The organism is Nocardia sp. NPDC051911 (assembly GCF_040681035.1).
Classification (GTDB): Bacteria; Actinomycetota; Actinomycetes; order Mycobacteriales; family Mycobacteriaceae; genus Nocardia; species Nocardia sichangensis.
The window spans coordinates 1-11,181 of sequence record NZ_JBFAXY010000072.1; the positions used below are offsets into that span (position 1 = coordinate 1).

Annotated in this window: 12 protein-coding genes and 1 pseudogene; 4 read left to right on the forward strand and 9 right to left on the reverse strand. The window is 63.9% G+C overall.

The window, feature by feature from the left end; all coding sequences use genetic code 11:
* Positions 1-186: 186 nt before the first annotated feature.
* The 4 genes from AB0L97_RS37840 to AB0L97_RS37855 all read right to left on the reverse strand — a co-directional run bounded on the left by AB0L97_RS37840 (position 187) and on the right by AB0L97_RS37855 (position 1,926).
* Positions 187-537: a hypothetical protein gene (locus AB0L97_RS37840; RefSeq protein WP_355081290.1), complete on the reverse strand. Its 351-nt coding sequence runs from the start codon at positions 535-537 to the stop codon at positions 187-189.
* A 174-nt stretch (positions 538-711) separates the two neighbouring features.
* The gene (locus AB0L97_RS37845) at positions 712-1,110 is read right to left on the reverse strand and encodes a hypothetical protein (protein ID WP_364439699.1); all 399 of its coding nucleotides are present in this window, start codon (positions 1,108-1,110) and stop codon (positions 712-714) included.
* A 79-nt stretch (positions 1,111-1,189) separates the two neighbouring features.
* A complete protein-coding gene (locus tag AB0L97_RS37850; protein WP_364439702.1) occupies positions 1,190-1,561 on the reverse strand; it encodes a hypothetical protein in 372 nt (123 codons plus the stop codon).
* A gap of 92 nt (positions 1,562-1,653) precedes the next feature.
* Positions 1,654-1,926: a hypothetical protein gene (locus AB0L97_RS37855; RefSeq protein ID WP_364439705.1), complete on the reverse strand. Its 273-nt coding sequence runs from the start codon at positions 1,924-1,926 to the stop codon at positions 1,654-1,656.
* 138 nt (positions 1,927-2,064) lie between these two features.
* On the opposite strand from AB0L97_RS37855, the gene AB0L97_RS37860 reads away from it, so the two are divergent.
* Positions 2,065-2,502, forward strand: coding sequence for a hypothetical protein (locus AB0L97_RS37860; RefSeq protein ID WP_364439708.1), 438 nt, complete (start codon positions 2,065-2,067; stop codon positions 2,500-2,502).
* Here the strand turns inward: AB0L97_RS37860 and AB0L97_RS37865 are convergent.
* From AB0L97_RS37865 to AB0L97_RS37880, 4 genes are all read right to left on the reverse strand, one after another.
* Positions 2,395-4,287, reverse strand: coding sequence for a hypothetical protein (locus AB0L97_RS37865; protein WP_364439711.1), 1,893 nt, complete (start codon positions 4,285-4,287; stop codon positions 2,395-2,397). The genes AB0L97_RS37860 and AB0L97_RS37865 overlap by 108 nt on opposite strands.
* Positions 4,288-4,976: 689 nt before the next feature.
* On the reverse strand, positions 4,977-5,459 hold the full coding sequence (locus AB0L97_RS37870; RefSeq protein ID WP_364439714.1) for a hypothetical protein: 483 nt from the start codon (positions 5,457-5,459) through the stop codon (positions 4,977-4,979).
* A 3-nt stretch (positions 5,460-5,462) separates the two neighbouring features.
* A complete protein-coding gene (locus AB0L97_RS37875; RefSeq protein ID WP_364439717.1) occupies positions 5,463-7,331 on the reverse strand; it encodes a hypothetical protein in 1,869 nt (622 codons plus the stop codon).
* Between the two features lie 229 nt (positions 7,332-7,560).
* Positions 7,561-7,752: a hypothetical protein gene (locus AB0L97_RS37880; protein WP_364439720.1), complete on the reverse strand. Its 192-nt coding sequence runs from the start codon at positions 7,750-7,752 to the stop codon at positions 7,561-7,563.
* A gap of 406 nt (positions 7,753-8,158) precedes the next feature.
* On the opposite strand from AB0L97_RS37880, the gene AB0L97_RS37885 reads away from it, so the two are divergent.
* The 3 genes from AB0L97_RS37885 (at position 8,159) to AB0L97_RS37895 (ending at position 10,458) form a co-directional block, all read left to right on the forward strand.
* Positions 8,159-9,016 (forward strand): DUF5919 domain-containing protein, encoded by an 858-nt coding sequence (locus tag AB0L97_RS37885; protein WP_364439723.1) that lies wholly within the window; start codon positions 8,159-8,161, stop codon positions 9,014-9,016.
* Positions 9,013-9,819, forward strand: a complete 807-nt coding sequence (locus tag AB0L97_RS37890) for an inositol monophosphatase family protein (RefSeq protein ID WP_364439726.1) — start codon at positions 9,013-9,015, stop codon at positions 9,817-9,819. Before AB0L97_RS37885 ends, AB0L97_RS37890 begins: the two co-directional genes overlap by 4 nt.
* Before the next feature lie 69 nt (positions 9,820-9,888).
* On the forward strand, positions 9,889-10,458 hold the full coding sequence (locus AB0L97_RS37895) for an AAA family ATPase (protein ID WP_364439729.1): 570 nt from the start codon (positions 9,889-9,891) through the stop codon (positions 10,456-10,458).
* 358 nt (positions 10,459-10,816) lie between these two features.
* Here the strand turns inward: AB0L97_RS37895 and AB0L97_RS37900 are convergent.
* Positions 10,817-11,181, reverse strand: a pseudogene (locus AB0L97_RS37900) (hypothetical protein); the annotation flags it as partial.

Consider the following 11,181-nt stretch of genomic DNA (forward strand, 5'->3'; position numbering starts at 1 on the left):
GTTTGTTCCTATAACTACTTTCTTCCTTTCTTACCTTTTTTCCATCATTCTTTCCCATGGTAATCTTCCCTTTCGGTGTGGTGGGGGTTTCTCGCGTTCTCCCTGGTCATAGCTCTAGTATAGTGTGCGGGCTGGAGTTTTGTCACGTTGTTTCCCGGACTTTCTTCCAACCCGCACTATTTATTCCTACGCGATCTTTTTGTTGGACTTGATTCGTCCGTCCAACCGCTTCCGCGTCTCGACCACTTCCTCCAGCACGTCGAAGAACTCGTCCATGAAGAACTTGTGCGCCTTGATCATCTGGTCGACCTTGTCCTCCGCGTAGCCCTTCGATGCGGCGTACTCTCGGACCAATTCTTCGTTGTCCGCGCGCAGGATCATGAGCACTGCGGCGTTCAATGCGATACCAACGTCGATCTTCCGCGAGCCGATTTCCATCTTCCACCGCGCGATCGCCTGATCGAGCAGCACCAGATCATACTCGCGCAGGCGAGTGGTCACCGTCTCGATGTTGTCGAGCTTGTCGACTGCGGCCATTGCCCGTTCCTCCCTCTCCTTGCGGGTTGCTATCTACAATAATAAGGTATTTTCCGCCTAATTTCCATTTCTTAGCCGGTTTCGTTACATTCTTTTCTTCCTTCCCTGGAGAAGAAGTATGCGCGTCCGCGGGCGCGGTCGGCAACTCGGCCGAGTGCACGGCGCGCCTTGGGCTCACAAGGTGGGGTATTCCGCCCGGCCCCGCGTGACGAACTCGGCGAATCCCAGAGACGCTGTCCACCGGTCTCGGTGCTGCTCGTCTCCGGCCTTGGCCCAGTGGACGCGGCCGGCGGTCAGGTCCACGATCGTGATCGGGTGGTCGTTGTCATGCAGCTGGGTGGAGACGCCGCCGCCGGCCTTGTCTCGCAGGTCGGAGAAGAGCTGGTCGATCAGGATGCGGGCGAGGTACTGCGGATCTTCCCAGCGAAGGCGTGCGGGACCGGTGATCAGCGCCTGGCGCAGGCGCTCCGGCCAGTCCTGGCCCTTGCGGTGCGTGTAGAGGTAGATGCCGACCACGGGCTCGATGTCTGTGTCTGCTGTGTCCACCAGGAAGATGTTGGCGCGGTCACCCATGGGTTTCGTCCTGTCTCGAGGGTTGGTGAGTTGTAGGCGTGCCCCGTGCAGTCATCTGCACGGGGCACGTGACGAGGGGTTATCGTTCGAGGAAGAAATATCCGGCGTCCATGGCGCGCTGTGCGGCCTGAGCGGCGCGGATTGTGGTGATCAGGCCCTCAGCGCCCGCGTTGGACAACTGGTCTGCCACCAGCTCGTTTGTCGACACTTCGATGTGCCATTCCTTGGTCTCACGGTCGCGGCCGATGCTGACCGACCATTCTTCCCACTGGTCGAGCTCTCCGTCGACCATGTGCGGGAATTTTCCCACCCAGCAGGGATAGCCGCGTTCGTGCTCGGCGCCGATCAGGATCAGGCCCTTGTACCACTGGGCCGCGGCGGCAAGGGCGGGGTCGGTGGCCGCGAGATCCTCGAAGTCGATGAGGCCTGGTGCGGTCGTTTCGGTGTCCATTTTCGTTCTCTCCCTGTTGATTTCGATATGCGGGGGCTCGTGTGCGTGGCTATCGCTCGGTCTACTTCATGGTTTCTCTCTTCCTTCACCCTTTAGACGATGCGGTTGAGTTCTTCGGCGATTTCCGCGATGCGCTCGGCAGCGCGGACCAGCTGCGCGTCACGCTCGTCGGCGGCCACACGGCGGGCGGTGCGAGCCAGGACGGTGCAGCGTTGCGCGTTGTGGACTACGGCGCTGGCCACCGGGTAGCCGTCGCGGCGGATCAGGTCCCAGTTCTCGCTCATGCCTCGGGTGTCGGATTCCTCGATGAGGGCGAACAGCTCCTTGCGGAGGGCTTTGTAGTCGGCGTTCGGGTTGCTGATCACGGTCTCGGTTCCCTCCGGTTGCTGGTTTCTTCTACTTCTATATTAACAGTTTAAACTGTTATACGTCTATTAGTTGGGAATTTTCGACTGTTAGATTTCAGGTGGATGCTGGCCACGGGATCGGCTTAGTGTTTGGCCATGCCGACGTCGAAGAAGCGCGTCAAGAAGCAGCAGTCCCGCAGCAGGCAGTCCCGAAAGCACATCGAACGCTTTGCCGCAGAAGCGATTTCGGCGGCGAGCCGATCTCCTGCCCATGTGCCGGTGTGGATGTTCCGGCAACGGGCTGCCGAGCTGGCGGTTGAGCCGCCACCGCCCGGTGCTGAACCACTTCCGGCCAATTTATGGCTGCAGTTGCTTGCTGCGACACCGATTCGGATCCGAAGCAATGATGGCGCCGAGGTTGTGTCGTCTGTCGTGGCCATGGCCGATCGACGCGGCTTAACCGTCGATGAGGTCATCGATGATCTCTCACGAGGCCATCTCGCTGGCGAACTGTCCTGGAGTCCGGAGCACGAGGCCCACATCATCCCCGCCACCCTCGACGACATACACCAGGCTTTCACTCCGCTGGATTGATCCGCTGTGATTGACGCCGACGCTGGGCACCCCCTCGAATCCGGCGGCGTGCCAGCACGGATCGCAGACCGCCGGCCGCGACGGCATCGACGTCCGGACGGTGCCGGGTGCTTCCGAGCACATCAGGCACGTCTGCCCCGCAGCGGCGTCGAGCTCCGCCGCGCGCCGGTCCTGCTCGGCCTCGGCCGCCGCAGCCACCACCTCGTCGACGAAGACGACGGGCTGCTCCGGCTCCGGCGCGGCCGGATCCGATGGTGCGGGGAGATCCAGGGGTGGGCGGTCCAGGCCGGGGCAGAGGCACCGAATCGGTGCGATCGGTTCGCCTGCACCGAATGCGACGATCCAGCCGGTGTCATGGCAGAGACCGCACTCGCCGCTGTATGCCTTGGCGGCGGCTTTCCGGGCCGCTTCCTGGCGTTCCTGGTCGGCGATGCGGGCCCGCTCAGCTTGGCGCTGCTGCTGCTCGAGCTCGTCCTGGCGCTGCAGCTCGCGGCGGCGTTCCCGCACGACGGCCGCGGGCATCGCCGGGATCTGCTCGGTCCAGTCCACGGCCGCCAGGAGCGCTCGCAGGAATCCGCCCGGGTTAGTGATCCGATTCGGCCAGCTGTAGCCCTGTTCGGCCATGTAGCGGCTCAAACGGGCCGCCATGGCGCGACCGGTCCACCAGGTGCTGTCGATGCCGGCATCGGCGATCAGATCCGCGACCCAGCCGATGTGCGGGCCTGGAAGCCGCACGTAGGAACCCGATCCCGGCGTGCTGATCCACTGCTGGCGGTCGATGCCAGGGATGTGGTGGATGAGCTCGGCCGCCGTGCGCTGCAGATCCAGTGAACGCGGACCGGTTTCTGTCCTCCTCCTGGATTTTTTCGAATTTTTTCCATCGCGCTCGCGCGCGCTTGGTGAGTAATTCGCTCCAGAACAAACCTCTCTACTAGAGAGGTTTGTAGTAGGTGGTCCCACGGGCCGATCCGGCGTCGACGGCGCGGTGTTGGCGGCCGCCGCTGCGGCGTGTGCGGCGCGGCTGAGCCGTCCCAGTGACGCGGACTTGCGGCGCGGGGTGAGCGGGCGGGCGACGGCGACGGCGGCTTCGCGGGGGATCATCAGCGCCCACACCGACGCTGCCTTGGTCTGGGCGCCACCGTGGTGCAGCCAGGCCGCGGCCTGCTCGACAAGGCTCAGAGGCCGGCCGGTGGCCAGCGAGCGCGCCAGACCCAGATCCCGCAGCACGTAGCGCGCGCGGCGGATTGTCTTGACCTGGAAGCCGATCGCCTCGCAGAGGGTGGCGTCAGAGACGGTGACACCGCGGCCGGTGAGGCCATCGGCGTGCGCGGCGAGCTCGCTGGCGACGATGGCGACGGTGTCGGCGTTGGTGTGGTGCTTGGTGACCAGCTGCCGCCCGCGCTCGGTGCCCAGCAGGACGCGCACGGTCTCGATCCAGTGCTCCGGACCGTGCCACACCGGCGCGTCGGCCTCGGCGCCGGCAGGGACCGGCAACGACCAGCTGTTGCCACGTTGGGTGGCGTTGAGCTCGGCGATCGTCTGCTCGAGGGCGGTCGCGTCGTCGTCGATGCCCGCGCGGTGGCGAACTTTCTCGACGATGAGCGTCGCGCCCGGGTGCGGACGTGCTTTACCATGGGACCTGCTTTGCAAGAGAGCAGTCCTTTCGAGGACACAAAAGAGGGACGCATCTGCTTTGCAGGAAGCGTCTGGACGAAGGACGGAAGAGACATCCGTCTTTCGAGGACAGCGGGTGAGACCAATCGTTGGCGCGATTTGGTGGGTCACACCACAGCTGAACTGAGGGTGAAGTTAGGTATTGGTCAGGTCAGCGCTCCTCTAGTGGGTGACGGAATGTCCTGGCGCACAACGGAGTTCTGGCGGCAGCGGGGCAGGCGGGTAACGGCCGCATGCCCCGCGCGCCGGACGTGATCCGATGCGTGGTCTGTGAGATGGCCGCGGAGCGTACTCGACGCGGCTGTCGATCGTTGTGCTCTGGGTGCCGGGTGGCACATCGTCTCTGGTGTCCTTCGGGTCGGAGCCGGAATGCGACACGCCCTGTGAAATGACCCGGTCCGTTCGGACGATGTCCGAGCGGGGCTGTATGGTCATACACGCAGGGCCCCTCATTTGAGGCCTCGCACCCAGCTTGGGTAACGGGAACCCCGGATCTCTCTCGCGGCCAAACGATAGGAGACCGGGGTTTCTTGCTGTCTTGCTTCGGTCGGATCGGCCGCTGAGCGGCCGCTCGTTGCTCTCACCCCACCACAATCGCACGGAAAAAGCCGTTTGCGACACGCACCCACACTGGGTGTGTGGATGCAGCGGGCTGTACATGCTGGGCGTGGTCAGAGCCCTGAGAGCTGTTGTATCAGGCCTCATTCCGGATTTGAAAGTGCACACCTGCACGGCACGGCGCGCAGTAGTGCGCCGTGCCGTCACCGAGCTGCTCGTCCTGGCGGCCCTCCGCACCTTCTTCATGCGTTGGTGTCGTCTGTGGGACCGACAACTGAGCTGCCGTGAAGCGCGATCGCAGAGCGGATCGCGCGGTCGACCGTGGAATGCGCCATCCTCATGCTGTCCGCGATGCTGTTCGGCGTTGTGCGCGGGTGGGAATAGGACTCGTAGATCCAGGCCAAGATCTTCACCGGCTGCTGCGATCGTCCGCTCTGGGAAACCGCAGTCGCGAGTTCCAGTGCGGCCGTGGCCGTCAACTGACGTGTGAACGGATGCGGCTTGGTGCTCGCGCCTGGGCGGCGGGCGGACAAAGCAGGGACATCTGAGCTGGCCTGCAAGGCTGTGGCGAGCCGGAGGTGGGTGTTGGCGTCGTGGATGTCGCGCGCCAGCCGAGCGATGGTCTCCATGAGGCTACTCATGGTCGCCTGTGCGCGGTCCACGATGTCCTGCGCGGCTTGCAGGTGCTGTGCTGGATCCAGCTGCCGGTCATTTGGTTTTGTCATCGATCAGTTCCCCTGCTTTCTCAGCTCAATGACGCGGCCGCCACCGCGGTGCTCGTTACGGATATCAGCGGCCGCCTTCCGGATGCTTCCCACGGTCTGGTGTGACATCTGGGTCTCCGGCGCCTTCGCGATGCGGTTGTTCGCCGCGCCCGCGTCGATCGCTGCGATGACCGCGGCCACCTGCTCGACTGTCTTGGTTTTCGCGACGCCACGCGCCTTGACTTCCGCGGCGAGCTCGAACAGTGGCGACATCCACTCCGGCAGCTGCTGAGCCGTCGCGGCCGCCGTGACGAGGGGAGCGCGGGTGCGGGCCGGTGCGGGTACCGGGCTGATTCGGGGAGACGTCAGATGGTGCGGGGTGGTGCGGGTCCGCACTGCGGGCTTGGCCTCTGTCAGGGGCCGCTCGACGACCGGGGCCGGTGCGCTGGTGCGTGCTTGGTCGTCGGTGGTGTCGGTGTCGGTGTCCGACGCGTTGGTGTGCTCGTCGACGGAGGCCTGCGCCGCGTCGACCAGCTCGGTCACTGCGGGCGGCGAACCAGCATCGATGCTGATGTCGGCGTTGTCGCTGGTCTCGGTACCCGCAGTAGATTCCTGGTCGGTTCCGTGGAGCTCGTCGGTGGCGCTGGTGGTGCGGGTCTCGGTGTCGATCGCGTCGCCGCTGGCTGCGGGGTGCGGGATTTCGGTGCGGGTCCGCACCAACGCCAGCTCAGCGGCCGAATCAGCGGTGTTGTGCGAGGTCTCGGCCGCCGTGTTGTCCCGCACTGCGGGTGCAGGTGCGGGTGCGGGTCCCGCAGTGGTGCGGGCCGCTGCGGGGCCAACTGCGGGTGCGGGTGCAGGTGCGGGATCTACTGCGGGTGCGGGCTGACCCGCACCCGCAGTGGTGCGGGTTTTCAGGTGCGGGATGCGGGTTTCCGCGTCGTCCCGCACTGCGGGTGCGGGCTGCTCCAGTGCGGGTGCGGGGGAGAGGTCGACGCGCTCGGCGGTCCGGTGGTGTGCGACCGGAGCTGTGGGCGCGAAGGCGGTCGCCGGCTCGGCGGTCATCCGCGTCAGTTCGGCCAGCCGATTGGCGATCTCGTCGGTCTCGGAGATGGTCTCGGCCACCGCGGCGATCGCTTGGCCATAGCGCTTGGACACCCGGTCATGAGTCGCCAGCGCGACGCCCATCATGATCGGCGCGATCGCGTGCACACCGACGCCATAGACGTCGACACCCTTGTTGTCATCGCCCCAATGCAGAAACGGGAAGGTGTTGAGCCCGACAGTCAGGACCAGCAGAACGCCCTCGGTCACGTGGGTCTTCCAGACGTCCTTGTCATCGATGCGGATCCACTGGGCCGTGTCGCTGGTGGAAAGCATGATCGCGATCAGCACACCGCTGATCAGACCCTCCAGGGCGAAGGACAGCCAGAACAGCGGGTTGTCCCTACCGTCAGGGGCAATGTTGTGCTGCACGGTGACCGCGCTGTAGGCCATCGCGGCGATCATGACGACGGTCAGGATGCGCAGCACCAGAGTGCGGCGCTTGTAGAGGTGCGCGAGAACCGATTGCGGGCTGGTGGCACGCCGCGCCTCACTGATGGCGCGCTGCGCCAAAAGCAGCTCCTCGGCTTCACGGTCCGCCAGCGCGGCCACGGTGCTACGGGTCCGCTCCGCCGCGGCCGCCGCCGAGTCCAGCCGGGCCTGCTGGTCTTTGCGCTGGTGATCGCGCACAGCCTCGGCCAGTGCCCGGTCCTCGGCCAGCTCCCGCTCGGACAGCGCATCGATGAGCGCCGGATCGTGCTGATGGGCCAGCACCGTGCGCGCCTCCTGGACGCGCTTCTCGAGCACCGCAGGCAGCTCGGTGGACTTCTTCTTCGGCAAGGCGATCTTCATCGGGGACATCCTTGGGACGAGATGCGGGTGGGGAGAGGCCCGGGCATGTTCATGATGCCTAGATCTCTCTAGCATTCTAACAGTTTAAACTGTTGACAGTTATTGATTGATTCCGCTTGGCAGTCGATCGGAGTCGCGCCTCTCGAACCGAACGCCCTCCACCACACCGTCGCCGCAGCACTCGGCGTGTCGGGAGTTGGCAGCGGTTAACACGCTGGTGCCGAGAACATCACGACGGGTGCGTTGAAACCTGGTCGGAGACATAGAAGTCCCGCTCAGTGGCGTAGAAATTCAGTTCGCCGCCCTCGAGGACGACCGCGTCGAACCCGACCTTCTGGCGCAGTAGCAGCAGCTCCCGCATCGCAGCGACGCCGGCGGGCCCGAGCCTTTCCAGGATCTCGGCGGCCTCTTCGGGGGGCAAGCGCTCACTGAACTCCCTATCGACGAATGCGCTACTGAAAGTGCATGTCTGAGTCGACAAGGGCTGGAAGTGTGCGGCCATCGGTTCTCCCTTCCAGGTTGTAGGAGGGATGCTCCTACGTATTTGTCGAGTGTAGGAGCATGCCTCCTACGAGTCCAGGGTGGATTTCAGCCGACCAGCCGTTTCAGCCAGACGCCCTTGGTCCGGCGCAAGCTACGAGAGCGCCAAGCCCTCGGGGTTATCGGGGCGGTGAGCTGGGAACCAGTGCCAGACATCCACAAGGTATCGGCGTGCCAGGTATCGTCTCGCCGCCGCAAATGTCTCACCTTGCGCGCTTATGTCTCTTCCTTGTCTCCTCTGGCGTACCCTTCGGTCAACACTGATGTCACACCGAAGGCAGGCGGCTATGGGCACCGTCTTAAAAGCTCTTCTCCAGCAACGGCATCTGCAAACGGTCTCGTCGTTCAACCGCGAATACGACCAGCTCGCGAGAACTTTGGAGCCTGAACTTGTCGGGGGTGGGCCGCGGAAAGCGCAGTTCTACCGGTGGCTCGCTGGTGATGTTTCGCGCTTGCCCTATCCGCATCACTGCCGGATCCTTCAGTCCATGTTCCCCGAATGGACGATCGCGGAGTTGTTCGAGGAATTCTCGGGGGATCCGGGTGATCTGGTGCGGCATCCTGAGCCACCACGATCACCAGGAATTTTCGGGCGGGGCGAGATGGCCGACGTCGAGGCGGTTTTCGCGACTCGCCTGGACTTCATACGGGCGATGCCGCCGCAGGAACTGTTCGAGACGGCTCAGCAGATCGACATGGCTGGCCTGTCGCTGAACATGCTGTGCCAGCAGTATTCCGACTCCGACATCCTGCGACTGCTGGATACGGGAACGGTCATCCGATGCCTGTTCCTTGATCCGAACGGCACCAGCATTCGGGATCGAGAGATCGAGGAAGGACATCCAGCGGGGCTGCTGACGAACCTCACCGACACGAATATCCGCACGCTCGAACGCATTCGGAACAAAGCCAGCCCCCGCGCGCCCGGTTCGCTGCTGATCCGTGTCTACGACCAGCCAATCCGGTTCAACATCACGATCATCGACGCCGCCGTGTGCGTCATGCAGCCATACATGCCCGCCGCGCGAGGTGTCGAGTCTCCGACCTTCGTGGCGCGTAAGTCCAGCGGACGGGGGATCTTCACGACGTTCTCCGATGTTTTCGAGAGCATGTGGCTCGACAGCAGGGAAAGGCGCGGCGAATGAGCTTTGATGTGGCAGCGATGCTCGATGTGGCGAGGGCGGCCGTCGCGCGTGGTTGCGAGCTGCTGCGCACTGCCGGGCCTGGTGAAGTGCGCAGCAAAGACGACCGCGATTTTGTGACCGACCTCGATATGCGCATCCAGGACACGGTGCGTCGATATCTGCAGGGCGCCGTCGATGGCGTCGACTTCCTGGGGGAAGAGACCGACGACAGCGAGGCTGTCAGTAGTTCGCGATATCGGTGGATACTCGACCCGATCGATGGAACATCGAACTTCATCCATGGCCTGCCGCTGTGCGCGGTCTCATTGGCGCTGACCTGCGACGACATGCCAGTAGTCGGTGCGATCGGCGTGCCGTTCCTTGACCTGGAATATCACGCCCATGCTGGGGGAGGCGCATTCTGCAATGGACGCCGCATAGCCGCAAGCGCCACGGATTCGTTGTCGAACGCCATCGTCTCGATCGGTGACTACGCCGTTGGCGCGGGTGCGGCGGCGAAAAACCGACGGCGGCTCGCTGTGACAGCTGTGCTCGCCGAGCGGGTCGAGCGGATTCGAATGGTGGGCTCAGCCGCGCTGGATCTTGTGTGGGTTGCCGAAGGACGCCTCGACGCCTGTGTGCTTTTGTCGAATAAGCCGTGGGATGTTGCAGCCGGGGTGTTGATCGCCCGCGAGGCTGGCGCGCTCGTCGCCGACTCCGACGGCAGTGACCATACCCTGACATCCACTCACACCATCGCAGCGAATCCGCAGATCTCCGACGCTCTGCTGAAACTGCTCGCGGCGACCGATCCCCCGTCCTGACCAGGGGTGAAGGAGTACTTGATGCGACCAGCGAGTCAGCCACAATCGTTTGCCGCCGTGCAGTTCGTGATGACCCGCGAGCTGGACCGGATCGCGGCTTCAACTGACACCAGCGTCACCATCGTGTGTGGCTTTCCAGGGTCAGGGAAGTCGACAGCGGCACGTCATCTCACCGAAGTAATGGGCGCCGTGCTCATCGACAAGGACAGCTTCGCGCCTGAGCTCGAAGAGTCCGTCATGACCGAGCTGACCGGCGACCCACATGACCGGGACGGCAGTGTCTACGCACGGGTCATCAACCCGCACATCTACAGCGCTTTGATCCGCCACGCGCTCATCACCAGCCACCACACGCCGGTGGTTGTCGACGCGCCGTTCCTTGGTCACGTCCGAGGCGCTGCCCAGCAGGGGATCTCACTCGCCGAGTACATCGAGTCATCCGTGTCAACACCCGCGCGGCAGGTCCAGACCATCTGGGTGTCGGCTGAACCTGACCAGATCCGTGAGCGGATGGCCCGCCGCGGAGCGCCTCGAGACGCCGGAAAACTGGCCAACTGGGACTCATATCGGACCGAGGTCCTGGAGCAGGGAACAGGCGATTTGGCCGCCACCGTCGTGGACCACGTCGTGCGGAACTGATCTCGCGAGGCGCAAGTGATGACCCTGGTCAGGCCGAGACTTTCAGTCGGCCAGCTGTTTTGGCCGCCCACCCTCGTTCCAAACGATGATCGTCCGCGGTTCCCATATCGGCGAGCCCGCGACACGATCGAACGGTTCGGGCAGTCGACCCGCTGATAGATACGAGCTCACTGTCTGTGGTGACCAGCCCAGATAATCCGCCACGTCTCGCCGGGTCCAGTACGGCGCTTTCGGATCCGGTGGTGTGCTCATAACTTCTGATCGTAGGAGCAAACCTCCGAGGACTGTAGTTGGCGGTTAGTCCGTTTGTCTTTGACAGCTGCCTGACAGCCACCACAGCTTGCGCGCATGGCAACTCTCAGGTCAGTGGTCGACCGGGCATGCTGTGGCCTCGACTGCGAGCCTCGGCAGCGACGCGCTTTCCTGGTTGGAGGCTTCCGTCTCGCAGGACGATCCAGCCATGCGTGGCGATCCACCGGGATTGTGCCGTCGCATCATCGGCATCGAGGAATAACCGGAGACCGTTCTGGTCGGTGGCTGCTTCGGCGATCTGCGCCCAATTCGGGCTGTGGCCGTGAATGGCTTGATGGATGCTGATGTAGGCGGCGGTGAAGTTGATGGCGCTAAGTGATTGTTGGCCAGAGTTGCCAAACGAAATGGGCCAGGTGGCTTGGCGTTGAACCTTAACAGGTTCGTCGGTGTAGCGGGACGATTGTTGTGTCG

What these genes read in the sequence shown, in the direction of transcription:
- AB0L97_RS37840 (WP_355081290.1), bottom strand. Translation starts at nt 537, where the DNA reads ATGGCCGCAGTCGACAAGCTCGACAACATCGAGACGGTGACCACTCGC.
- AB0L97_RS37845 (WP_364439699.1), bottom strand. Translation starts at nt 1,110, where the DNA reads ATGGGTGACCGCGCCAACATCTTCCTGGTGGACACAGCAGACACAGAC.
- AB0L97_RS37850 (WP_364439702.1), bottom strand. Translation starts at nt 1,561, where the DNA reads ATGGACACCGAAACGACCGCACCAGGCCTCATCGACTTCGAGGATCTC.
- AB0L97_RS37860 (WP_364439708.1), top strand. Translation starts at nt 2,065, where the DNA reads ATGCCGACGTCGAAGAAGCGCGTCAAGAAGCAGCAGTCCCGCAGCAGG.
- AB0L97_RS37870 (WP_364439714.1), bottom strand. Translation starts at nt 5,459, where the DNA reads ATGACAAAACCAAATGACCGGCAGCTGGATCCAGCACAGCACCTGCAA.
- AB0L97_RS37875 (WP_364439717.1), bottom strand. Translation starts at nt 7,331, where the DNA reads ATGAAGATCGCCTTGCCGAAGAAGAAGTCCACCGAGCTGCCTGCGGTG.
- AB0L97_RS37885 (WP_364439723.1), top strand. Translation starts at nt 8,159, where the DNA reads ATGGGCACCGTCTTAAAAGCTCTTCTCCAGCAACGGCATCTGCAAACG.
- AB0L97_RS37890 (WP_364439726.1), top strand. Translation starts at nt 9,013, where the DNA reads ATGAGCTTTGATGTGGCAGCGATGCTCGATGTGGCGAGGGCGGCCGTC.
- AB0L97_RS37895 (WP_364439729.1), top strand. Translation starts at nt 9,889, where the DNA reads ATGACCCGCGAGCTGGACCGGATCGCGGCTTCAACTGACACCAGCGTC.